The following is a 21,926-nucleotide window of genomic DNA, read 5'->3' as shown; positions in this document are numbered from 1 at the left end:
CCGAGGACCGCAGGTCAGCTTTTCTTGCGCGATCGGCGCTTCCACTTTGCGGCTAGAGCCTCGACGTTTTTGCGGAGATTGGCGGCGTCGACATCGCCCGGATCGTAGTGTGCGTGGCCCCACCATTCGACAAGTTCGTGGTGACGCTCATGGTTGGTGTCCGCAATGGCTTCGCGGAACTCTTGATAGCCCCAGGGACCGCCGACATCCTCCGGTGGACACCGTCCGACAACCTCGAGAAGGAATGGATCTTCGAAGCCGGCGGTCGCCGGAAAGATCTTTTCGATTTTCACAGAGTGCGTCCAGCCGTCGCCGAAGTCATAGAGATACTTGAATGACTTCGCGCCAATATCTTCGATGGCAGCAAGAAGCGTTTCCTTGCGTGCATCGATGGGACCACCAAAGCCGTCATCAGGCAGGCCGAAGCCGATGTCACGGATCCTGAACTCATACAGATGGCTGTTGGTCCAGCCGAAGGCCTCCTGAAGGATCTCATGAAGCCGGTCCAGCCGAATGCGGAATGGCACGACAACGCGGCGCATCACCAAGGGGTCAACGTCATCGAGCGTGACCTTCAAGCGAACGAGAGGACCAGCCATCAGGCCGCCTGCCTCAGTGGCGATGTTGCGGTTTTCCGCCAATTCCAGGGGAGAAGCTCATCAAGACGGCTGGCTGGATGATCGGCGATGCGGGCGAGAACATCGGCAAGCCAGGCCTGTGGGTCAATGCGGTTCATCTTCGCGGTGACGATCAGGCTGTACATGGACGCCGCCCGCTGCCCCCCTCGATCGGACCCGGCAAATAGCCAGGCTTTTCGTCCGAGCGCCACACCGCGCAGAGAGCGCTCCGCGCAATTGTTCGACAGGCAGATACGGCCGTCGTCCAGGAAGCGGGTGAAGGATTCCCAGCGGTTCAGCATATAGTCAAATGCCTTTGCCAAGTCATTGTCGCGCGGCAACCTGGCGCGGTGTTCGCGTATCCATATCTCCATGTCGTCAATCAGCGGTTTTGACAACTGCTGGCGGATTGCTTTTCTCTCATCGGGAGTGCGGCCATTGATATGGCGTTCGATTTCGAACAAAGCGTCGATCCGCTGCACCATGTTCAAGGCGACCGGCGAGATGACGGCGGCACTTTTACCCTGCGCTTTTCGGCGCGCGTTGGCCTCCAGATCGGCTTGCGCAAAGAATGGTCGCCTGGCATGCGCCCAACACGCTGCCTCATGAATCGGGCCCGGACTTCGATCAGGAAGATAAAGCTGGCCATAGCCCGTATAGGCATCCGCCTGAAGGATACCGCTATAGTTGGCCAGATGCGCCTGTGGATGTTCGCCGGCCCGGTCCCGGGAATAATAGAACATCGCCGACGGAGGCGCCGTACCGCCAAACGGAGCATCATCCTTGACGTAGCTCCATATCCGACCGGTAACGGTTTTGCCGAGAGCCAGAACCGGCACGGTCGTGTCATCACCGTGGATCCGTTCAGACGCGAACGTATGGCTTTCAATCCGCCGCACCAGCGGATCCAGGACCTGGCAGCACGTGCCAATCGCGTCTGCCGCAGTCGACAGACTGATTGGCACACCTTCCAGGGCAAAACGTTCGACCTGGCGATTGAGCGGAATGTGCTGGCCAAACTTGTCGCACAACATCATCGCCAAAAGGCTCGGACCAGCCCACCCTCTCGGTATGACATGGAAGGGTGCAGGTGCCTGGCTGATCTTCTCGCAGTCACGGCAGGTGAACTTTTCCCGAACGGTCTGAATGATCTTCCAACTCCGCGGTACGCTCTCCATCGTTTCGGTAATGTCTTCGCCGAGCTTGCGAAGCCGTTCACCGCCACAGCAGTTGCAGGCAACCGGGCCTGGCACGACAAAACGCTCACGCGGCAGATGTTCCGGGAATGGCTTCTTGACCGGCCGCTTGCGCGTAAAGCCGGTGACCGCAATCGCCGCCGCCGCAACGGCCATCTCGGCAGCAAGCTCATCTTCGGTCGCCGTCGCTTCGGCGTCCTCAAGCATCAGCTCCATCTGAGCAATCAGCCGCGCCGTCCGTTCCGACTTCTGACCGCGCAGTTCCCGTTGCAGCTTTTCGATATAGACTTTCTGGCGAAGAATGATGGCCTGATCATCGGCTTCCTTGGCCTTGGCAACAGCCAATTCGGCCAAAGCGGTAGCTCGTTCCAACCGCGCAATCGCCAGCTCTGCCTCCAGGGCAGCAGCATGATCACGGGGATTTTCCGAGCCGGTTTCCATGCTCGAAGTGAATCATAAAACCACTGATTTGTATAGCTTTTCCTGGCGCCCCGCTCGCAAATCCCGCCCCAAAAGACACTATCCAGCGCTCGTCGGCCGCCATGTCTGCTGCGGGTTCCGCCAGTCAATTCCCTCAAGCAAATAGGACATCTGGCCAGCCGTCAGCGCAATAGCTCCACCCTGCGTCGCCGGCCAAATGAAACGGCCGCGCTCGAGCCGCTTTGCGTATAGCGAAAGCCCAAATCCGTCATGCCAAAGAGCCTTGATCAGCCGGCCGCTTTTCCCGCGGAAGACAAAAACGTCACCCTTGAACGGATCACGACCCAAACCTTCCTGCACGATCAGAGCAAGGCCGTGCATTCCCTTGCGCATATCGCAATGGCCGCTCGCAATCCAAACCCGCACGCTCGAACTGATCGGGATCATTTGAGCGCACGCATCACGGCTGCAGCAAGATCACAAGGCGCCCCGGACGCAATCCTCACCTTGATACCGTTCGCAAAGTCCACAACGATGGTTGTCGCACAACCATCGCCGTTGCCAGGAACGTCCAGGACAGTTGCCGGCACGAAAGCGGGCTCATCTTTCAAAGACAGCGCTTGGCGCCGCCACGTGTAGAGCAGCCCCGTCGAAACATCAAAACGACGCGCTACTGCCGAGACATTTGCCCCCGGAGCAAATGCTGCCTCCACAATCTCCCGCCGTTCATCCGGTGACCAACGACGACGTCGTTCTTGACCCGTCAGCAAAATGGCCTGTGCCATCGTTCCTCATTGCGCTCTTAAGTTCACTCTCAAGAGCGCAAAATCACGATATCACCAAAAACTCGCAAGGCGGTCCACGCCGGAGGGATACCTTGAACAGCGAATCAAAGGCACTGCTGAGCAGCATGTTGCCGAGCTGCTGAGCGAGATTGGCAAGTGCATCCCCTAAGCTCTTTGCCCCCGTGATCGCATCGAGCGTATTGCTCTTGAAGTTGTCGTAGAACTCGCGGGCGGCATCGTCGGTGCGGTCCTGCGCTTCGGAAACTTGCCGCAGGATATCGGCCTGACGTGCATAGGCATCCGAGGCTTCATCGATCTTTTGGCGCTGTTCACTGGAAAGCTGAATGCTTTCCAGATCCGTTGCCCCCTTGCGGCGTGCCTCCTCGCGTAGATCGGCAAGCGCCGACTGTTCGAGGTCGAGTGCCAGGCGCCGCTTTTCCTGTTCACGGTAAGACTGGCCGACGATGTTCTGCTCTTCGATCAATGCCGCCGTGCGGTCACGGATCGCCTGAATATCGCCGTCAAACCGGCTGTCGGCCGTTGGCTTTATCGAGCTGGAGCCCGAGCGCCCGGATTTGTTACGACCTTCGGATGCCGCGACATTCGCCGCCGCCTGCGCCTTGATCTGGTCTTCCGGCAGAAACCCTCCCTTTTCCGTGAGATCCTTGCGGATCGAGGCGATTTCCTTCTCGATCGCCAACTGTTCACGGCTCAAGCCGTTCTGGCGCTGGGCCTCTTCCGAATAGGCCTTGCCGATCCGCAGCATCTCCTCGCCTTGCGCGCGAGAGGCCGCATACTGTTTGTAGCCAGCAATCTGTTGTTCCGAGAGCGCCGAGCCTGTGGTGCCCGCCAATTCCGCACGGGCGGCCTTGGCGCCTTCAACAACCTCGTTGAGACGATCGAGCAGCGGTGCGAATGCATCCGCCACCCCCTGAAAATCCGGGTTCGAATTTGCCAACGCATAAAGCGCGTTTTTGGCACCGGCTGCGCTGACGCTGCCATTGTCGAGACCGGCCTTCAGCGCTTTAAGCTGGGCGAGCTGCTCGGGCGAGATCGTCTCGCGATCGACATTCCTGAACAGGTTGTCGAACAGGTCCGAAACCGCCGTTGAAGCCTCAGCCGCCGCATCGCTCGTGGCAGTCACTTCCTTGCGCAGTTTGTTGACCAGGACCGCGTTGATACGGTCGCCGGCATCTTCCGTCTTCTGGGCAGCTTCGTTTGCCGCCTCGCCCATGCGCTTCAGGCGCTCCTCGAACAGAGCCGCCCCTTCACTGGCTTCCGTGGAGCCCGAATAAAACAGCGCCAAGGCACCGACAGCCGTGGCACCGATCACCGCGCCAATCGGACCTGCGGCGACGGTGAGACCGCTCATGGCCGTTGCCAGACCTGCAATGGTGCCCGCGGCACGAATGGCGGCAACAAACCGAAAGACGGCCGTGGTGGCGAGCCCAAGGCTTGCGATCATGCCCGCGATGGAACGGCCGACCAGGGCGCCGGCAATGATCGCCGCGACCTTCAGCACCACATCTGCCGTCTGCTCGAAATTGTCAGCGAGCGCATTAAGACCTGCGACCAGGCGCGCGCTGGCGCCAAGGCTTTCGTCGGTCTGGCCGATGTATCTGGTGAAGGCGTTGTTCACCTTTGTCATGCCCTGCTCGATGGTCTGCGTGGCATTGGCGGCCATGGCCTGAATGCTGGGCAGTCCCTTGAGGAAGGCCTGAAAGAACTGCTGTCCAGACACCTTGCCGTCGTTGACCAGCTCTTTCAGCTTGGACACCGATCCGCCGGCCTCATCAAGACCATTGGCAACCGCCATCAGGATCGGCCGCGCACCTTCGTTGATCGAGTTGAATTCTTCCGCCTGCACCCGCGTTTGTCCGAGCAGCTGCCCGAGCTGGGTCAGCGCGCCGGATGCTTCCGCGGCACTCTTGCCCTCGACCTTCAGCGCCGTAGCAACGCCGTCCGAGAATTTGAGAAGATCGCCCTGGCTTGCGCCCAGCACATCGGACGCCTGTGACGCCTTGCCGAAGAGGTCTGCCAGCGCCCCGATCGGTGCGGCATTGTCCTGTGCCGACTGATACAGCCGATCGAGAACCGCCGTCTGATTGTCGCCAACCACGCCGGCCACTGCCAGGCTGTTCTTTGCCGTCGTCCAGGCATCGGCGTATCGCTGGACGGCATCGACAGAAAGGGCCGCGCCAATGCCGAGCAGCGGCGTTGCAAGGCTATGGGCCATGTTGCGGCCGATATTGTCCAGGCGCTTGTTCGTCGCAAGCCACGTCGTCTCGACCTTGCGCGCCGTTTGCGCCGTGACGCCGTTGACCTTCTGCAGATCCTTCATGAAGGGGTTGAGCTCCATGCGCATGACAGCGCGAAGCTCATCAAGGGTGACGGCCATGATGGGTCCTGATCGGGTTTAAGGGGCACTTGCGAGCAATGCATTGAAACCACCGAGACTGGCGTTCTCAGCTTCGAATGCAGCCCAGAAGCACTTTAAGGGAAAACCTAGTTGTGAGATGATCCCAGATACATTTGAGGGGAAATCAATGCCAGGCGCTGACACAAACATACCGGACAAGAGCACTTCGAAGCATGTTCAGCTCGAAAGATACCTAGCCTTCGGTTTCGGCGTGATTTTTATATTCACGATGCTGTCGATATCAATAATGATACCTGACCCATCTTCATTTCAGTACAAAGTTTTTTTGGTAGTTCTATCTCTTGCCGCTGCGGGATTTGCTACAACAATACCCGGATTTCTTGTTGTCGAAGTAAACAAATATATTAAAGCAGGCGGCGCAATAGCTGTGTTCGTTGTTTCATATTACTCCAGCCCCGCCTACCTCAGCATCATCACTGGTGACAACGGATGGAAACGCCAATCTGTGTCGTACAGCACCACGCAACCGCCGGGGTTTAGAGTACATGTATTCAGCCAAGGGCACATCAACGTCCTGGACGACAGCATGCGGATTTTTGCAAACGAAATCGAGTTTTCTTATCCTGTTGCACTGAACGGCGTGCAAAAAGATTTCATAGATAAAATTCTCGTCACTCTGAACTGCGAGGAAGAAACCCCTCAAGGCAGGCAGTCAAAATACAAAGCCAGAAGCAATTCATATGAAGTCGACAGAAATATTGATGTTGGCGAGGTCGTAAATATCAAAAATATCGACTTCGAAATCAAGAAGGTCGAAGGGATAAACCTCTCTGTGTGCAATATACAGTTCACGCTGTATTCCGGCAGCAAAGAAAACGGCAGTGGCTTTGTATGGGGGGCGCCAGCTCCCGGATTATTTCAGTGAGGAAGTCGCAGGATCAATGTGAATGCGTCGGATTTTTCTACAACTGTCTACCGTGACAATGGGGTTTTCAGCGAAATATCTCATCTAATCCGCCTAGCACCCCTCGCCACCCTACCCCGCCAACCTCCTCAACATCTCCTGATGCTCCTCAAAGCTCGGCGCCTCCGGCACCTCTTCCGCGCCATTGGCCTTGGCATAGCCATCGGCACAGGCGGCAAACGCCCATAACATCATGCTATCCACCTCAGACGGCGCAAACCCCATGATGGCGCCGAGCCCATAGAAGTCCGAGAAGACCAGGCGCCCGTCGCCCTCGTCTTCCCGGTCTACAGCTTTCCCGGCCGCTCGCCCTCCGGGGCAGTCAGCGCATGATGCAGAATGGCCGCCGCGATCCCGACATTGTCGACCAGCGGAGATCGCGCGATATCATCGACATAGCGGGTGACCATGCCAAAGGCGTCGGTCGGCGTCATGCCGGCGCCAATCAGCCCGAGGCGAATGGTCTCGCGAACATCCTCGACGCGCCAATCACCGCCAATGCCGCGCAACAGCGCATAGGCATTGAAGTCCGCCAGAAAGTCCGGATCGGAGGCGCCCAGCGGATAATTCTCCGGGTCCGGCCGCCTGCCATTGGCGGCCTGCGGCTGCGACGACATGAGGCGCGCAAGAATGGTGGCGGGTCCGGCATTGCAGGCGAGCTGCAGCTCCTGCAGCTGGCCGATGGCGAGGCGAAAGGCCATGCTTTTGCCAGCGAATGGAAGGGCGAGTGGCGCGCTCATGCCGCACCGACCCAGACCACTTCACCGTCAGACTGCAGGGCGATCGTGCAAGACACATAACCCTTGCCCTCCTTGGCAAGCCCGAGCGATGTGATGACGTAGCGTCCGGCGTAATGGCCGCCGCCCTGCGCTGCCGGCAGATCGATCAGCACGCGCGCATCGATGGGTTCACCAGAAAGCTGCTGATCGCGCAGGCGACCATAACTCATCGGGTCCATGGTGCCGGCGCCATTGATGCTGGCAGAGAGCGTATCGACCGAGCGCAGCACCCAGCCCGGCGCATCGGGGTTTTGGCAATTGGGGTCGGTGGCATCGGTGGTGGTCGCCTCGACGGTAAAATCCTGCGAGGTGTTGATGGTGCAGGCATGCGAGAAGGCCTGCGGATTGGCGCCGTCGCCAAACTGCACCAATAGCTTTTTAGTCGTCGCCATGACGATGGTCTCCATGATCGGGATTGTTTGATGAGGGTTTCAGTCAGTCAGTCTGCCGGCTGGGTCTCAACCGACAGTTCAAGGCGCGCGCGGCGGGTGACGCCATCGGGATCGCGGCTGAATGTGATGTTTTCGACGCGCATGCGATCGAGGACGTGGCCGGCAAGCGCAAGGTCCTGTTCGTGCAGGCCCATACGCAGTACGCCTGCAATGCGCTTGGCTTCAGGATAGCCGATGGCCCGCGACCAGACGTTGAGATTGATGAAGGTGGTCGAGCGGTCAAAACACTCTTCATCGATCGGCACGAGCTGCCCGTCGGCGATCGAGATATAAGGAAAGTCTGCACCGGTATCGGCAATGCGGTCACTTGCTGACGGCACATCATCGTAGACGCGGCCGGCGACTGCATCGCGCGTCAGCTCGGCCACGCGCGCTACCAGGGCCACCTGAATGGCAAGGCTTGGATCGCTCATCCCTTGCCCGCCGTCTTCAGCGCCCGGCGAACGGCCGCCCGAACCCGCACCCTGGCCTTTTTCTTGCGCACCCGGATGGCCGGCAGGAAGAACGGATTGGCGGGCATGTCCTCAGTCCCGAACTCCTGACCCAGCGCATAGTCATAGGTCGGGGGATTACCCTTTTCCGAATTGCGCACCGGCTTTGTGGTCGCTGCACCGCCAGCCCTGATAACCACGCCGATTTCCGGGTCTGGCAAGGGCTTGGAGCGGATGGTGCCGGCAAGTGTCAGATCATCCTTTGGCACAAGCGACCGCTGCAACATGTTGATTTCGCGTGCCTGGAGCATCAGCTCGGCTTTGGCGCGTTTGCGCACCTCTGCCGGGATCCGCTCCAGGCGCCGGCGCATCTTTTCCAGACCAATAAACTTCATGAGGCAACCCCGCTGATGACTGTGAGAAAGACGCAATGCGGATGGGTGACGGCATCCACCTCACGGATCGCGTAGACCGTGCCGCGCCTGACATCGCGGAGCTGCCAATCCGTGCCGATGGTTTTGGACAAAACATCCTTGCGCAGGCGCACTTTGAGGATGGCGCGGCCCTGCAGGCGTTCGGCCACGACCGCCTCGCTACCGCCGGCATAGAGGAAGGCCGCCCGGCGCTGGAACTGCTCGACAAAGTCGGAGCGATAATTGCCAGCGCCATCATTCAAACGCTGGCGTTTGTCCAAAGCGACCCGCTCTTTCAGACTGCCAGCATCAATCATCACCGCCTGCCTTTGGCGCCGATCGCGGCGCCCTCACCGTCACGGCAGCCTTTGCGGCAAGCGCCTGGTCGGCACACTCGCGTTTGACGGTGTAGGTTTCACCGGACTTGTAAGCGATGGTCACGCCGAACACGGGCGGCCGGTAATCAAAATCTCTGAGGAACCGGACACGGGCCATGGTCGCTCCTATCGATAGATGCGGTAAGGCTGCAAAAGCGCATCCACCGCAAAGGGGAGAGTGACAGCGCTCTGGCCGATCACCACGGCCTCGCGGTTCCGGTACCAGTGCGCCACGAGAAGCAGGATCGCAAAGCGGATGGGTTCCGGCACATTCGCCACCCAGACCGCCGGCATGCCCTCAGTCTTGGCGCAACCGACCCGGTAGCGAATGATGACCCGCTGATTGCGCCCGGAGACAAATGGCCAGGCGCCGGACAAGGGATAAACCCCACCCGCATCGATCTCGTATTCGGCAGGCGGGATCGTGTCGAAGTTCTCTGCACCTACCCGAACCCGGATAGACACCAACTCCAGCACCGGGCTGAACGGCAGGTGGATGTAGCCGTCCGCATCGGAATGGAAGTCTTCCATGGCATATTCGAGCGTCTGTATCCCGAGCGCCCGTCCAAGCCAGCCGGTTGGACCGTCAATCCATGTCGTCGCGGCCAGGATCAGCCCCGCGACATAGGCCTCGTCTTCCTCTGGCAATTCGGCCAGGTGCCGGCGGGCATCTTCCAGCGTGACGATCGGCACAGGCGGTTCAACGACCCTGAGATCGGCCGCCATTACTTTTTGCCCTTGGCTTCGAGCTGCTTTTCCAGATCCGCGATACGAGCGGTTTTGTCGGCCAGCTCAGATCGCAGGGTTTCGAGCTCGCCCGCCTGAGAGCCCTTGGCCGCCGCCCTCTCCTGTTCGGCCGCCTGTCGTTGTGCATTCCGTTCGGCTTCTGCTTTGGCCTCGGCCTTCGCGTCATAAACGACAAAATTGCCCTTCTGCAAAAGCGCCTTGCCCATGCGGTCATCGACCGTGATCACCTCGCCCCGGCGCACATTACCGTATTCGCCATACGAGCTGCGTTTCGCTTTGATTTCCATGTGGGTTCTCCATTGGCGATCAGGCGGGCAGCGCGGTGCTGCCCGCCGTCATAAGCCGGTCGTGGTTGATCAGGCGGCAAGCGCCGTGGTGAAGTCGCCAGCGACCAGGGCCTTCGGACGCTTGACGGCAAGCGCCAGGCGCTTTTCGGCGCGGACGGTCAGCATGTTCTTCACAAAGTTGTCGCGGTCTTCCGAGGAGATGGCGACTTCGGTATCCATGCGGTCCCAGACTTTGGCGGCCATTTTGAAGGCGCCCGCCAAAAACTCATCCTGCGCCATCGCCTGCGTGGAGATCACAGGACGGCCCCAGAGCTGGGGACCGAGCATCTGAATGATGGTGGCAAACAGATAGCGGTTCTCGCCATCCTTGGTGAGCTCGATATCGGCCCAGTCGATCGGGTTGAGCACGATGCCATCGGCGGGATATTCGGCCAAGGACGCCTGAAGCAGCGCCAGGCGCAGCACATCGATCTTCGTCTTTGCCGCAACCGTGATGCCGGCGGGCTCGGCATAGTCGGTTGCCTGCGGCACCAGACCATGCAGGTTCTGGCCGAGACCGTCACCCTTCAGGATCTGCGCTTCCTCGACAAAATCGAGACCATACCGCAGCTCGCCATCGATCTCGCTCTGCAGCTGGGGAATGTCATCCATGGCCTGGCGCGACACCGGCACCCAATGGGCAATGGTGCGCACCGGCGCATCGGCCGGCTCATAGGTGTAATTGGATTCCGGTTTCAGCGCCCCTTCGGCAACTGCGGCTGCCGCATTGACCCGCGCCACCATGCGGGCAAACTCGATGCTGTTCGAGGTCGTGGTGCCCACCTGCAGAAGCTGACGGATAAAGAACTGCCGGCGCGGCATGCCGACAATTTCCGTGTCCCGCTGCGGGGTAATGAGCGCGCCGGCCGAGCCGACCGAGGTGGTGATCGCATTCTGCACCGAGACATTGACCGTGCCCTTGGCGCCGGCCTCGACAAAGGCTTTTACATTGGCATGGTCGCCGACCATCTGGCCAAGCGATTTCGGCTCATCCTGCGCGGCTCCACGGCGCGAGGCCAGCCGCTGTTCCAGATCGGTGTTGCGGGTCGAAAGCTGCTCGACCTTTTCCGTCAGCCTGTTCTGTGTCTCAGCAAGCTTTGCCTGATCAGACAAAAGCTTGTCGGCCTTCTGCTTGATTTCGTCGGAAACGGAGCCGGCGGACTTCGCCTGGCGAAGGGCTTCTTCGGCGGTCTGTTTGACGCCGTCGGAGACTTCCTTCAGCGAGGCCTTCACGTCGGCCAGCAGCTTCTCGACATTGGCCTCGTTGCGCACCGAGCCGATGATGCCTGAAGGAAGCGCGGTCATCAGCAGGGATGCGGGGAACGAAGGCATATGGGCTTTGCGCAAGTGAGCGGGATGGGCGCCAACCGCCATGACCATGGCCATCGCGGGCGGGTGGTTGGAGACGACGGAAGCGAGATGCCCGACCAGGTCGGATGCAGGCATGGCAAAAAAGGCGGTGGCGATCACGGCAAGCGCGATCGCTCCGCAAAGAGCGAAGAGTTTCATGGGGGTTTCCTCTGGTCCGGTCTGTTAGACGGACGTTTTGAAGGTGTTGAGCGTGGATTTGAGGAGATCGTTGATCTCCGACAGAACGGCAGCGTCGTGCATGCCGGTTGAGGCAGCGCCAGGCATGCCCCCTTTTAAAGCCGCAATCAGATCGCGCCGCTCGGAGCGCGGCACGTTCAATTGCGCAAGAAGATCATCAACGCGGTGGGCTGCGACCCGCGTTTTCGCAGCGGCCGAGTTTTGTGGCGAGGCGGCAATTTCATCGGAGGATAAAAGCGCATCGGCCAAACCCTTTTCGACGGCCTCTGCCCCGCCGATCCATGTTTCCCGATCGAGCATTTTTGCGACGTCTTTGGCATCCATGCCCGATCGCGCCACATAGATATCGACGGCGGCCGCATCGAACGGTTCAAGGAAGTCTGCGACTTCGCGCAACTGGTGACGGTCGCCTTCAGCCACGACCCAGGCATTGTGGATCATCAGGAAACCGGCGCGGGCGATCTGCACCTCATCGGCTGCCATCGCAATGACAGAAGCGGCCGAGGCGGCAACGCCCAGGATCTTCACCGTCACTTTCGCCTTGTGTTCGCGAAGCGTGTTGTAGATCGCCAGGCCCTCAAAATAATTGCCGCCGGGCGAGTTGATGTTGACGACGACATCGCGGTCGCCAATCGCGCGAAGGGCGCCGGCAATGCGTTTGGCCGTCACCCCCTCACCCCAGGCGTCATTGCCGATTACATCGAGAACCGAGATCGTGTTTTCGACGGTCTCAGCCGTGCCGGCGGCTTGGCGGATATCGGGGTTCCAGTTGCTGAAGGCGCGTGCCGTCACTTTCGAATGCAGACCAGGGCGAATGCCGACGGCAGCATGTGGGAGAATACGAAGGGTCATGCGGCCACCTTGTCTGTTTCGCCTTGCAGCCAGGCGCGCATCGCCGCGCGGGCTGTATTGCCATCACTTGAGGTCCCAAGCGCAGAAAGCGGCGCAAGGTTTGTCTGTGCTGTCAGCTCATCCCCGCCATCAACACGGGGAAGGTTGAGCTTTGCCCGGCCTTCGTTTCGCGTCATCAGGCCGTTTTGCGTCATCACCGACAGGAATGAGGCCTTGGCGGCACTGTCCATCTGCAACAGCGCCTCGCGGTTGAACTCGGCATAACGACGCCGATTGCCGCTTGGCCGGATGAGCTGCTTCTTGATCCGCGCCTCGATACGATCACAAAGCGGATCGATGCCCAGCGTCAGCCAGGCAAGCAGGATCTGCTCGACGCCCGAACCCCACATCGTCTGTCCTTGCGCGGCGTGCCCGATGATGATGGGCGGCATGCCGAACCACCGGCACATTTCCTCGACCGAGAAGCGGTGGTTTTCCAGCATCTGCGCATCAACAGGCGATAGCGAGAGACGGTCATATTTGAGACCGGCTTCCAGGATCATCAGCTTGCCGGCATTGGAGGAGCCGACGAACCGGCTCATGATCCCTTCAAGATCTGCCCGCTGTTTCGGATCAAGAATCTTTTCCGACGACAGGATGCCGCTGGCCTGCAAACCCTTGCCAAACAGCCGGCCGGCCGCCTCGTCAATGGCGATCGCCGACCCAAACGTCTGCGACCCGAACTGGATCGGAGAGAGGCCCACATCACCGCCAAAACCAAAGCCTTTCAGGTGAAAGACCTTTTCCCGTGGCAGGATTTCGCTTTTGCCGCGATCTATGACGTTGAACTTCAGCACGCCCTCGGCATCGCGGAACGGGTGGCAATGGGTGCTGGGCATTGGCTGCAGCGCGCTCAGCCGCGTGCCGATCTCGACCTTTTCCGCATAGGCATTACCCGTCGTCATCAGCCACGCCACCATGGTTTCCCAAAATTCCAGCGGGGTCTGATCTTCGTTGGGGCTTTCGCACAGGACATCGACCAGGGCGTCGTCGGCCTCGACCTTTATCCGGCTATTGTCGCCGCGCTTCTCGTAGATCGACAAAGGCAGGCAGGACACCGCCTGCGCTGTCAGCCGCACACAGGCCCAGACGGTGGCAAGCTGCATGGCCGTGTTAAGCGTCACAGTCTTGCCGGCATGATTGCTGGTCCCAAAGGCGGCCGCCCATCCGGCGCTGTCCTTCAGGCTCAAGCGCCTTTCCTTGGCAACCAGCTCCTCGCGCGTCACGTTGGATGGCGCGGAGGCAAGACCTCGTTTTTTCTTGTTCGCCATCAAAGACCTACCATCACGGGGTTGGAGAGGAAGTCGTCGAGGTTTTCCTCGGGACGTTGGCGGCAGAGAGCAATGCCCACAGACATCGCCGTCGAGACCATGCCGTCGATACGCCCAAAGGCGTTTTCCTTGTCGAACATGCGGTGGCCGGTTCGGTTTTCCGCGTAGACGACACTTGCCGCGCAAAGATCGAGCATCGGATTGGGATCGATCTCCATGCGCTGCTCGTAAAGCGCGTTTTCGAACATGTTGATGCTGTGCGGCATCCAGAGATAAAGCTCCTGCTCGCCCTCTGGCGCGTCTCTGTCCCGGTCGATGATCCGCTTCTGGAAGCCCTGCGGATGGATGGTGATCGGCAGGGACACGCCATCGCCAGACAGATGCTCCTGCAGCTGTTCCAGCCCGTATTGGTCACCACCGATTTCGAGCGGCGCATAGATCGCGCAAAGCCGTGCAATCGCTTCAGCGAGCCACGAGTATTTGAGCCGCTGGCCAGGCACTGCCTCGATATGCTCCTGGTCGACCCACAGCTCATAGGGCGCCTGGTCGGTATTGGCGCGATCCTTCAGCGTATCCGCGGGCGTCCAGAACCATGTCCTTGACGCAAGCCGCTCGGCATCTTTTGTGGCATCGAGAACCCAAGTCAGTGTGAACGCGGTAAAGTCGCGCGTTCGCGACAGATCGAGCCCGCCATAGCAGGGATAGCCACCGGCAATCAGCGCGGCGAGATCCAAGTCCTTGCGACAGGCGACCCATGCCTCCCGCTTGATTGCGGCATTGACCGATTGCGTCCATTCGCAAAAGTGCAGCCGGGCAATGCCGTTGCGCTTGCCCGGCATCTGGCGCGCCTGCTTGACGACGCCTTCGAGATATTCCGTGGTGACGGTGACATCGAGGAGCGGATTGGCCTTCACCCAGCACGCGGGATCCTGTTCCCAATCGTCGCCCTCATCCAGCGAACAGACAAACGACAGCGTCGTGTCGTCCTCGATAATGCCGGCTGCCACCTTCACTGCATGTTCATGCTCTTCCCAGCACACCGATTTGCGGTCGGAGCCGGAATTGGTCGCCATGACCAGGAGCGGTTGCCGGCGGAATTTAAAACCGCGCTCCAGCATTTCCATGACGTCGCGGTTGGGATGTTCATGCACCTCATCGCAGAGCGCACAGGACGGACGCGGACCCGATTGCGCTGCGTCTGACGAGATCGGCTTAAAAAACCGCTTGTCGCCCTTGGTGCTGATATAGGTGAGCTGCCAGACCGGATCGATGCCGGAGGGCTTGATGCGTTTGGCCAGTTCCGGCGACTGGTCGCGCATGGCAACCGCGTCTCGGAAGAGAACCTGCGCCTGGTCCTTTTTGGCAGCGGCGGCATAAACCTCGGCGCGCGGCTCGCCGTCTGCCACCATCATCGCAATGCCGATACCGGCAAGCAACGGTGACTTGCCGTTGCCCTTGCCCTCTTCGTCATAAAAGCGACGGAACCGGCGAAGGCCAGTTGCTGCCCATTTCCAGCCAAACAGCGAACCGACACGAAACGCCTGGCTGGGATGCAGCTTGAACGGCCGGCCCTCGAACTGGCCACCATTCAGGCGAAGCTTGTCATGGAACCATTTTATACGCTTTTTGGCTTCTTCCAGATCCCAGACGAGGCCACGATCCGGGCCGTCGCGAAGATCGAGCAGATGGCGCCGGCAGGTGTTGCGCACATGCGGTCCGGCAATGACGACACCGCGAAGCACGTCAGCGGCCCAGGCAGTCACCGGATCGTCTTCGTAGGAAGTTTCCGGGATCTCGACGTCAATCGAACCCTTCATTGTCTGTGAAGCTGAAGCCAAGTTGCCCGCCTGCCTGCAATCCGCGTTCAGCCGATGGCGTCATGCCAAAATCGCTGGCAAGCGCCCGGATCTGCCGCCATGTCTCGTTGAGCTGCCCGACCTCCGGGCGGCTTTTCTGCTGCTTGCCGTTGCGGGTTTCGGTTTCATAGGTTTCGCCATTGTCATGGATATCGACCCGCAGCCGCTCATGGCGCTCGACCGTCCAGCACAGCTGTTCGAACATGAAGACATTCGTGTCGTTCAGCCGGTTCTTGCGCGGATCGCACAACGACGGCGAAAGCCGGTCCCAGATGACAGAGACCGTAAACGGCAGGCCCTCCGGCTTCAGCTCGCGCGCCCGCTGAAGCGCTCGCGCCTCAAAATTGACGCCGCGCCCCTCGTCTTCGGTCAGCGGCACAACGTTTTCGGTCAAAGGCTTTCGGCCCTTCATGGATTAGTCCCTCTCAAATCAGTGGCTTTTTGCCTCCAATTCCCGCTCCCTGCGAAGAAAGGGTGGGAGCCGGTGTGCGGCAAAGAGGGCTTTTGACTTTTGACCCGCCCCCCTCATCGGTTCGCCGGGTGACGCGGATCGATCGGCCAGCCATCGGCACCGGCTGCCACGGAAAAACCGCGATGTTCTTCCGCCTGCTTCGTCGCATCGTGGTGGGTGGCACACAGCGACTGGAATGGCCCGCCCCAGAACTTTTGCGGGTTGCCATTGTGGCGCTCGACGTGGTCGCAGACGGTGGCCACGGTGATCTTGCCCTGAAGCCGGCACATGCGGCACAGCGGCTCGATGGTCAGCTGGTGCTTGCGGGTCTTGCGCCAGCGCGCCAGGCCATACCAGCCCCGCCATGCCCTCGCCTTGTCTGATCGTTGATCGCGCATAACCCTAAAACGAAAAAAGCGACCCCGAGGGATCGCCTTTTTGAATTCCGTTTGGATCGCAACAGATGGGATCTGGACATAGCTTGCGCACCGGCCCTGAAGCGGTCTCTCGAAGCTGAGAGCGTCAGGGTGGGGGCTGACCGGTGTACCGACCTCGGGATTTCTCCCCGCGTGTTACTGCGTGTTCAGAGGCTCACTTCAGGATCATCAGCGTGTCCGTCGTCGCTTATAGTCACACAGATTCGAGGATTGCAAGAGGCACGACCATCGCAACGGTGCGGCCCATCATCGAGAATTCGACCACCGCATCCCCGATCGTACCCGACGGTGCTGTCACCACAGTCCCCTCAATCCCGCCGAACGGTCCCTCGGCAATCGTCACCTTCTGGCCCTTTCGAACGGCAAGGCCAGGACGATCATAATCATACCCGCCGCTTTCCGCCTTTTGCCTGTAGCGCTTGATGAACTCGGCATTGATCGGGGCCGGCGCCTCCCAACCACCGAGCACGCCGATGACATGCTCGACGGTGTTCAGACCCGCCATCGCCGTGGCTGACGGCACACAGCGCACCAGCGTGTAACCGATGAGAACAGGGATATCAGCCGGCGGAATGACACGGCCGCGACGACGATATTCCGGCCCCTTGCGCGTCGGCACCATCGCCTCGATATCGAGGGCCTCAAGCGCTGCCTCCACAGCCTTCTCCCGACCCGTCATCACCCGAAGGCAAATCCAGCGGGCATGGTCGGGATAGACGGCGGCAATGCGACGGCCGGCCATGCCGAGCCAGCGCTTGTGGCCGGCCTGGCGATCGGCAATGCGCTGGAGTTTGACCAGACCGCTCGGCGAGACGTCGTTCTCCAGGGGGTTGGGCTTAAACTGGATCATCGGTGCGGCCCTCGCGAATGGATGACAGGAAACTGGCAAGTGCTGCCTCGACGGCGGCGGTGAGATCCTCGGCCTCTGCATCGACCGCGGGGAAATAGACCCATTCCGGCGCGTATTCGATGAACGGCCAGCCGCGGGCCTCATGCAGCGCCTTCCAGGCCGCAAACACCGCACTGTCGCGGTGAACAGGGCGGAAGTCCGCCACCTGTGGCAAGATACCGAGCGAGGTGGTGAAGGGCTCGCGACGGCGGGCAAGATCGCGCATGGCGTTGACCAGCGGCCAGCCATTGTCGCGCCGCTTGTCGTGCATCAGCTGGTCACGGGAGATCATCCCCTTGGCAATCCGCGTCTCGTCAAAAGCCGTGATGTGGATCGGGCCTGTCGGGTCTTTCGACAGCGTCTCAAGCCGCGTTCCCATCCAGAGCTTCCCGCAGGGTTTTGCGACGCCATGGGTCTTTTCGGGGATGCCGAGCAGGTGTTCGGGCAGATCACGCCAATGGCGGTTTTTGAGATAAACCGCCGCTGCCATCAGGTCGGAAGGCTTGGCGAAGCGCAGATAGGCCGGTGTGTGTTCGATGCATTCGCCGCGCTCTTCTGGCGAAAGGGCAAACCAGGCATTGCGAGCAAAATCCACATCGCCCTTCCTCCAGGTCGCAAACCACAGCGTGAACGCATGCTCGCTTCTCTTCCGATCAGCCCGTCGCAAAGCTCCCTCCTCCGCGCCGGCATTTTGGCCGGCAGTTGGAGAGTTATTTGGATAGTTAGCTGGAAGTATCTTATCTTGGTGGAGCTCCTCCACCACCTTCAGGTCGTCATTTCCACCACCTTCGCGAACCATTTCCACCACCTTCCCCCCGCAAGGCGGTGGAGCTGCTCCACCACCTTCAAGGGTCCGGCAGGTGTTCGAACGTGGTGGAACTCCTCCACCACCTTCATGGCCGTCACAAGGTGCCGGCTCGCCGGTGAGGTCACGACCAGGCCAGCGCGCCACATACTCGTTGCGCTTCCATTTCTGCCCGCGAAAGCCGTGCTGGCCGACTTCGATCCAGCCGGCGCCTTCCGCGATCTCCAGGTGCTTCAGCACGGTTTTCTTGTCGAGGCCGGTCAGCTCCACAAGCTCGGAGATCGGCGGATAGCAGGAGCCACCCGTCGCATCCATCTTCAGGCCGAGCGTGTGCAGCACCAGCCGCGTGATCGGCGGCAGGCCAGACTTGCCCACCGCATGCCGCCATGACCATGCGCGCGACGTTGCGCCGTGATCGGGTTCCATCACCACACGCCTCCCGTCTCAGCCTTGCCGCGAAGATATGACCGCGCCGTTTCGACGCCCGACACGATGGCCGCCGGCAATTCGCCATCGGCCATGCGCGTCGCGTTGATCGCGGCAAACTCGACATCGAGCGCATCGACGCCGCGCGCAAACTGGGCCGCCGCCAAAATCCGGCGAATGGTGCAGTAGTCCCGAAACAGGATGCCCTTCGGCGCCCGCAGCAGCCAATCGGCCCGCTCGGCATCCGACCGGCAATCCATCAGGATTTCCAAAATCGGCGTGATATCACTCATCGGCAGATCTCCCGCTCGACCTTGCGCGCCAGCGCCCGATAGGCGTCCATCTGCTTGCTCAGATCCGCATGCGCCTGGCGTTGAGCGGCAGTCGCCTGCTCGGCCGCCGCACACGTCGCGGCAAAGGCCCGGAAGATTTTCTCCAGGTGTTCGGTTTCGCCCAGGAACTGGTCATAGAGCGGGTTGGAGCCGGCAGGTCCAAAGAACTGGTCACGCACCTGCACCACCCAATCACGGGGCACGCCCAAATCCTTGGCAACCGCTGCATCCGTCCACGGCGCCCGGTAGGCATCGCGGCCATAGACCTCATCGAGCTTGTCGTTGATGATGCGGCGATCCTCGCGGCCCATTTCGCGCGGCTTGTCGGCCATCGCAGCTGAAGTCGTCATGGTTTTGGGTCCCTTGCGTTTGGCGGGCGTCGCATGCTTGCGGCAAAAATCCGTCTGCGGATTGCCACCGACCACCCAGCCCTTGTTCTCAAAATGTTGAACCGCCGCACCCGGCGCATCAGTGTTGACCCCGGTCGCAACCGGGAAATAGGCAAGGCCACCGCAGTGAGCGCAGGTGATGCGCATCGCCTTGGTGGCCTGATTGGTGCCGAACGGGATGGAAACTTCCGGAAAGACGCGAATGCTCATCGGCACCCCCGCTGTACCCAAGTCTCAAAATCAGCCCGCAGCTGGATGAAGGCGCCTTGCGCCTGTCCTTGAGTGTTCAGCTGGCTTTTGCTGGTGATCCTCAAAAGCGCCTTCAGCACCGTGTCGGCGTGTTCGTTGGTATGGATCACCCGGCTGGCGTCCTTGCGCTCGAGGAAGCGGTGGAACTCGGGTTTTGCCAGGAGCATCGCGGCATTGGCGGCAAAGTCGCCGGCCTTGAGTTTCCGAGGTTCGGGCTTGGATTGGCGCTGCAGTTCGTTGAACGCGATGACGGCGCGCTGGCGAAGTGCCAGGAACAGGCACACGTGTTCGAGCGCGCCGCTGATCAGTTCGATTTCGTCGGCAAGAGCGCCGTCGTGGATCGTGCAAAGCTTGGCGTCGTCGCCGGTGGAGCGCCTGGTGGTGATATGGATCTCCCGCGCCTCGGCGGTGATCGACCACTGGTCACGCCCGCAACGCTCGGCAATGTCGGCCAAGCGTGCCAGTCGTGCCCGCTCCTGGTCGCGGGCGGTCTGGGCGGGACTGTTTGCCAGTTGCGATGAAGCGGCCCGGCTCATCGGCCACCTCCGACCACGCTCAATCCCAGCTTCTGGCCGCCGCGTGCCTTTACCCCGGCAAGTGCCCGGCGCAGTTCCGCAAGGCCCGCCTCAAGCTCGGCCGCATCGCGATCCATCTTCGTCGCCTCGGCCGGCGTCACCACCATGTCCGAGATCGCAACCGCCCCGCCCGAGATCAGGTCGCCGGCCTTGCGCACCATGTCGGAATAAGCCGCCACAACGCATTGCTCGACAATCCGCTCACTATCCGGGTCCGACAGGCGGCGGCCATTCAGCTCAGCCATCGCAGATGTGACCACCGGCACGCCGCATTCGCTTTCCAGCGCATAGACCGCATGCAGCGGCATCAGCTCCGGGTCGGTGGCGTTGTTCATCCGGCCGATGTGGCTCTTCGAGATCGACGACACCTGTGCTGCCCGCTCGATACCGCCGACCAGCCGGATAAGATCCCGTTGGGCCGCCTTGATGCGGTGAAACCATGCGTTTGAAATCATGAGACAAAACCTTTCCCACGCCGGGAATGACCCAGCGTTTTTCCCATGGTGGGAAGTGACCAAAATTGTGAGATTGAAGCGGTTACGACCCTAAAGGAGGCCCGCATGGAAAATGAAAAATACCCGCGCCGGGAAAGACCAAGTCAATCGAACCGGCGCGGGTCGCAGCAGGCCGGGAGGAGTGGCCGCGCGAAGGGGATGATGGGGGAGCGGTCATTCGGGGATCGCTTTCACCCCGTAAACATCCGGTCGCAGATCGTGTCTGGAAATCCCCGTGATCCGCTCGAAATCAAGGGCGCGTGCTGCCGGTACGCGAGACCAGCGATAAAGCGACGTGTGTTTGATCCCCAGCTCACGAGCGAGGGACACTACACCACCGGCCTGCTCGGCCCCTTTGCGAACGATTTCAATCATGGTCGCAAAGGTAGTTTAAACCTACATTTTATGTCAAGCGTCTTGGTAGGTGCATTTTGGTAGGCATTGGCTACAACAGTAGCATGAAAACACTTGGGGAAAGAATCCGATACGCGCGTAAGGCGCGAGGACTCGTGCAGCAGCAGGTGGCCTCCCACCTCGGCATAGCGCGCGTGAACATCACCCAGTGGGAAGCCGACCAGACAAAGCCCGAAGCCAAACGACTGCCGGAGCTTGCAACGCTTCTAGGCGTAACGGAGAGCTGGCTACTCAGCAGATCCGGAGAAGATCCACAGCCTACCAAAGCAGGCAAGCAAGCCGATAAACCCGTTAGCCGGATCATTCCAGGCCAACAGCTTATCAGCCCTGAAAAGATGCCCGTATATGCCGCCGCACAAGGCGGAGACGGACACGTTATCGTATCGTTCGATGCTGTGGATTACGTGAAACGGCCGGCAGAACTGGAAAGCGTCCGCGGTGGCTACGGCCTGCTTGTGGCAGGCGATTCGATGGTTCCGGCATTCCGGGGAGGCGACATGGCGCTGGTAAACCCTCACCTTCCGCCGTCTCGCGAAAAGAACGTTATCCTCTACCATACCCCGCCTCATGGCGGGGATGTTGAAGCGATCATCAAGCAGCTCAACGGCTGGAATGACCGCGAATGGCACCTGCAGCAATGGAATCCATTCAAAGAATTCACTGAATTCCGGCAGGAATGGCCGATTTGCCATCGCGTAGTCGGTCGTTACGACGCCCGCTAACCGGCAGCCATCTCCAAAAGCTCAGCAGGCACGTCACCGTGCTTTGCGACAACCACAGCGTCATCCCACTCACCGGTGGTCGGGTCACCATTGCGGGAAAACGCCACTACGCTGGCGCTCGTTTTGGCCATCCTCTCCGCCAGGATCTTGCAGTGATTGAGATCACGAGCCTGCCTCGCCTGGTCAGGGATTAGCATGCCCTTGTTCCCTTGCTGAAATGTCTGAACGACAAAGTACGTGGCCATAGCAATCTCCTTGTTCATGATACGTTCTCATATACCATTCATCCG

30 protein-coding genes are annotated in these 21,926 nt (G+C 60.3%); 2 read left to right on the top strand and 28 right to left on the bottom strand.

Annotated elements, in window-relative coordinates:
• Positions 1-14: 14 nt before the first annotated feature.
• From AC4CWF_RS06605 to AC4CWF_RS06585, 5 genes are all read right to left on the bottom strand, one after another.
• Positions 15-599: a plasmid pRiA4b ORF-3 family protein gene (locus AC4CWF_RS06605; RefSeq protein ID WP_491281691.1), complete on the bottom strand. Its 585-nt coding sequence runs from the start codon at positions 597-599 to the stop codon at positions 15-17.
• Complete coding sequence (tnpC, locus tag AC4CWF_RS06600; RefSeq protein WP_491281692.1) at positions 599-2,254, bottom strand: IS66 family transposase; 1,656 nt, start codon at positions 2,252-2,254, stop codon at positions 599-601. The genes AC4CWF_RS06605 and tnpC overlap by 1 nt, the downstream gene beginning before the upstream one ends.
• Positions 2,255-2,332: 78 nt before the next feature.
• Positions 2,333-2,680, bottom strand: coding sequence for an IS66 family insertion sequence element accessory protein TnpB (gene tnpB, locus AC4CWF_RS06595; protein WP_491281693.1), 348 nt, complete (start codon positions 2,678-2,680; stop codon positions 2,333-2,335).
• Positions 2,677-3,018 (bottom strand): IS66-like element accessory protein TnpA, encoded by a 342-nt coding sequence (gene tnpA, locus AC4CWF_RS06590; protein WP_491281694.1) that lies wholly within the window; start codon positions 3,016-3,018, stop codon positions 2,677-2,679. The genes tnpB and tnpA overlap by 4 nt, the downstream gene beginning before the upstream one ends.
• A gap of 43 nt (positions 3,019-3,061) precedes the next feature.
• Positions 3,062-5,416 (bottom strand): tape measure protein, encoded by a 2,355-nt coding sequence (locus tag AC4CWF_RS06585; protein ID WP_491284324.1) that lies wholly within the window; start codon positions 5,414-5,416, stop codon positions 3,062-3,064.
• 148 nt (positions 5,417-5,564) lie between these two features.
• Between AC4CWF_RS06585 and AC4CWF_RS06580 the strand changes: the two genes are divergently transcribed.
• Positions 5,565-6,323 (top strand): hypothetical protein, encoded by a 759-nt coding sequence (locus AC4CWF_RS06580; protein ID WP_491284323.1) that lies wholly within the window; start codon positions 5,565-5,567, stop codon positions 6,321-6,323.
• 111 nt (positions 6,324-6,434) lie between these two features.
• Here AC4CWF_RS06580 and AC4CWF_RS06575 read toward each other — a convergent pair whose 3' ends face one another.
• The 22 genes from AC4CWF_RS06575 to AC4CWF_RS06470 form a co-directional block, all read right to left on the bottom strand.
• Complete coding sequence (locus AC4CWF_RS06575) at positions 6,435-6,557, bottom strand: hypothetical protein (RefSeq protein ID WP_491284322.1); 123 nt, start codon at positions 6,555-6,557, stop codon at positions 6,435-6,437.
• 92 nt (positions 6,558-6,649) lie between these two features.
• Positions 6,650-7,063: a gene transfer agent family protein gene (locus AC4CWF_RS06570; protein ID WP_491284321.1), complete on the bottom strand. Its 414-nt coding sequence runs from the start codon at positions 7,061-7,063 to the stop codon at positions 6,650-6,652.
• Between the two features lie 35 nt (positions 7,064-7,098).
• Positions 7,099-7,533 (bottom strand): phage tail tube protein, encoded by a 435-nt coding sequence (locus AC4CWF_RS06565; protein ID WP_491284320.1) that lies wholly within the window; start codon positions 7,531-7,533, stop codon positions 7,099-7,101.
• A 47-nt stretch (positions 7,534-7,580) separates the two neighbouring features.
• Positions 7,581-8,006 carry a DUF3168 domain-containing protein gene (locus AC4CWF_RS06560; protein ID WP_491284319.1) on the bottom strand — a complete coding sequence of 142 codons (426 nt, stop codon included), beginning with the start codon at positions 8,004-8,006 and terminating at the stop codon, positions 7,581-7,583.
• Entirely contained in the window at positions 8,003-8,419 is a 417-nt protein-coding gene (locus AC4CWF_RS06555; protein WP_491284318.1) for an HK97-gp10 family putative phage morphogenesis protein, read from the bottom strand. The genes AC4CWF_RS06560 and AC4CWF_RS06555 overlap by 4 nt, the downstream gene beginning before the upstream one ends.
• Positions 8,416-8,754 carry a phage head completion protein gene (locus AC4CWF_RS06550; protein ID WP_491284317.1) on the bottom strand — a complete coding sequence of 113 codons (339 nt, stop codon included), beginning with the start codon at positions 8,752-8,754 and terminating at the stop codon, positions 8,416-8,418. Before AC4CWF_RS06550 ends, AC4CWF_RS06555 begins: the two co-directional genes overlap by 4 nt.
• A complete protein-coding gene (locus tag AC4CWF_RS06545) occupies positions 8,747-8,932 on the bottom strand; it encodes a hypothetical protein (RefSeq protein WP_491284316.1) in 186 nt (61 codons plus the stop codon). Before AC4CWF_RS06545 ends, AC4CWF_RS06550 begins: the two co-directional genes overlap by 8 nt.
• An 8-nt stretch (positions 8,933-8,940) precedes the next feature.
• Positions 8,941-9,540 carry a head-tail connector protein gene (locus tag AC4CWF_RS06540; protein WP_491284315.1) on the bottom strand — a complete coding sequence of 200 codons (600 nt, stop codon included), beginning with the start codon at positions 9,538-9,540 and terminating at the stop codon, positions 8,941-8,943.
• Complete coding sequence (locus AC4CWF_RS06535) at positions 9,540-9,848, bottom strand: DUF7302 family protein (protein WP_491284314.1); 309 nt, start codon at positions 9,846-9,848, stop codon at positions 9,540-9,542. The genes AC4CWF_RS06540 and AC4CWF_RS06535 overlap by 1 nt, the downstream gene beginning before the upstream one ends.
• A 69-nt stretch (positions 9,849-9,917) precedes the next feature.
• Positions 9,918-11,396 carry a phage major capsid protein gene (locus AC4CWF_RS06530; protein WP_491284313.1) on the bottom strand — a complete coding sequence of 493 codons (1,479 nt, stop codon included), beginning with the start codon at positions 11,394-11,396 and terminating at the stop codon, positions 9,918-9,920.
• Positions 11,397-11,420: 24 nt separating this feature from the next.
• Positions 11,421-12,287 (bottom strand): head maturation protease, ClpP-related, encoded by an 867-nt coding sequence (locus AC4CWF_RS06525; protein ID WP_491284312.1) that lies wholly within the window; start codon positions 12,285-12,287, stop codon positions 11,421-11,423.
• Positions 12,284-13,597, bottom strand: coding sequence for a phage portal protein (locus AC4CWF_RS06520; RefSeq protein ID WP_491284311.1), 1,314 nt, complete (start codon positions 13,595-13,597; stop codon positions 12,284-12,286). The genes AC4CWF_RS06525 and AC4CWF_RS06520 overlap by 4 nt, the downstream gene beginning before the upstream one ends.
• The gene (locus tag AC4CWF_RS06515) at positions 13,597-15,414 is read right to left on the bottom strand and encodes a terminase large subunit (RefSeq protein ID WP_491284310.1); all 1,818 of its coding nucleotides are present in this window, start codon (positions 15,412-15,414) and stop codon (positions 13,597-13,599) included. The genes AC4CWF_RS06520 and AC4CWF_RS06515 overlap by 1 nt, the downstream gene beginning before the upstream one ends.
• Positions 15,398-15,865 (bottom strand): P27 family phage terminase small subunit, encoded by a 468-nt coding sequence (locus tag AC4CWF_RS06510; protein ID WP_491284309.1) that lies wholly within the window; start codon positions 15,863-15,865, stop codon positions 15,398-15,400. The genes AC4CWF_RS06515 and AC4CWF_RS06510 overlap by 17 nt, the downstream gene beginning before the upstream one ends.
• Positions 15,866-15,978: 113 nt before the next feature.
• A complete protein-coding gene (locus AC4CWF_RS06505; protein ID WP_491284308.1) occupies positions 15,979-16,302 on the bottom strand; it encodes an HNH endonuclease in 324 nt (107 codons plus the stop codon).
• A gap of 232 nt (positions 16,303-16,534) precedes the next feature.
• Positions 16,535-17,191 carry a transcription termination/antitermination protein NusG gene (gene nusG, locus AC4CWF_RS06500; protein ID WP_491284307.1) on the bottom strand — a complete coding sequence of 219 codons (657 nt, stop codon included), beginning with the start codon at positions 17,189-17,191 and terminating at the stop codon, positions 16,535-16,537.
• Positions 17,178-18,461 carry a helix-turn-helix domain-containing protein gene (locus AC4CWF_RS06495; protein ID WP_491284306.1) on the bottom strand — a complete coding sequence of 428 codons (1,284 nt, stop codon included), beginning with the start codon at positions 18,459-18,461 and terminating at the stop codon, positions 17,178-17,180. Before AC4CWF_RS06495 ends, nusG begins: the two co-directional genes overlap by 14 nt.
• Positions 18,461-18,754: a hypothetical protein gene (locus AC4CWF_RS06490; RefSeq protein ID WP_491284305.1), complete on the bottom strand. Its 294-nt coding sequence runs from the start codon at positions 18,752-18,754 to the stop codon at positions 18,461-18,463. The genes AC4CWF_RS06495 and AC4CWF_RS06490 overlap by 1 nt, the downstream gene beginning before the upstream one ends.
• Positions 18,751-19,392: a hypothetical protein gene (locus AC4CWF_RS06485; RefSeq protein ID WP_491284304.1), complete on the bottom strand. Its 642-nt coding sequence runs from the start codon at positions 19,390-19,392 to the stop codon at positions 18,751-18,753. The genes AC4CWF_RS06490 and AC4CWF_RS06485 overlap by 4 nt, the downstream gene beginning before the upstream one ends.
• Positions 19,389-19,967 carry a hypothetical protein gene (locus tag AC4CWF_RS06480; RefSeq protein WP_491284303.1) on the bottom strand — a complete coding sequence of 193 codons (579 nt, stop codon included), beginning with the start codon at positions 19,965-19,967 and terminating at the stop codon, positions 19,389-19,391. Before AC4CWF_RS06480 ends, AC4CWF_RS06485 begins: the two co-directional genes overlap by 4 nt.
• Complete coding sequence (locus tag AC4CWF_RS06475) at positions 19,964-20,461, bottom strand: hypothetical protein (RefSeq protein WP_491284302.1); 498 nt, start codon at positions 20,459-20,461, stop codon at positions 19,964-19,966. Before AC4CWF_RS06475 ends, AC4CWF_RS06480 begins: the two co-directional genes overlap by 4 nt.
• A gap of 213 nt (positions 20,462-20,674) precedes the next feature.
• Entirely contained in the window at positions 20,675-20,875 is a 201-nt protein-coding gene (locus tag AC4CWF_RS06470) for a transcriptional regulator (protein ID WP_491284301.1), read from the bottom strand.
• Between the two features lie 83 nt (positions 20,876-20,958).
• Here AC4CWF_RS06470 and AC4CWF_RS06465 point away from each other — a divergent pair, with 83 nt between their 5' ends.
• Positions 20,959-21,636 (top strand): XRE family transcriptional regulator, encoded by a 678-nt coding sequence (locus AC4CWF_RS06465; RefSeq protein WP_491284300.1) that lies wholly within the window; start codon positions 20,959-20,961, stop codon positions 21,634-21,636.
• On the opposite strand, the gene AC4CWF_RS06460 is transcribed toward AC4CWF_RS06465, so the two are convergent.
• The gene (locus tag AC4CWF_RS06460) at positions 21,633-21,899 is read right to left on the bottom strand and encodes a hypothetical protein (protein WP_491284299.1); all 267 of its coding nucleotides are present in this window, start codon (positions 21,897-21,899) and stop codon (positions 21,633-21,635) included. The two genes, AC4CWF_RS06465 and AC4CWF_RS06460, sit on opposite strands and share 4 nt — an antisense overlap.
• Positions 21,900-21,926: the final 27 nt, after the last annotated feature.

The organism is Neorhizobium sp. PAMB6630 (assembly GCF_058242775.1).
This window is presented reverse-complemented; position numbering and strand designations above follow the sequence as displayed.